The 252-nt window shown below is 38.9% G+C and carries 1 protein-coding gene; it reads left to right on the forward strand.

Annotated features, from left to right (window positions below; translation table 11 throughout):
- Positions 1-8 precede the first annotated feature (8 nt).
- Entirely contained in the window at positions 9-113 is a 105-nt protein-coding gene (locus N7568_RS24630) for a LuxR C-terminal-related transcriptional regulator (protein WP_368736534.1), read from the forward strand.
- Positions 114-252: the final 139 nt, after the last annotated feature.

Genomic DNA, 252 nt, shown 5'->3' on the forward strand with positions numbered 1-252 from the left:
GACTTATCATTGCAGAAAATACGGTAAAGAATCATATCAAAAACCTATTGGAGAAACTTCAGCTGGATAACCGCGTCCAGCTTGCTGCCTATGCTGTTCGGCATGGCTTGTAAACAAAATTAATCATGTATTTTAGATAAAATCGGGTAGGAAACTGAAAAGATACCCGTCTGAGCCAATTTCCTCCCACGAATATGGTTGAATCAGGATTCAACAAAAAAGAACTTTTTTAGGGAAGGTCATTAAGGGGGT

The organism is Paenarthrobacter aurescens (genome assembly GCF_025421775.1).
Classification (GTDB): Bacteria; Actinomycetota; Actinomycetes; order Actinomycetales; family Micrococcaceae; genus Arthrobacter; species Arthrobacter aurescens_B.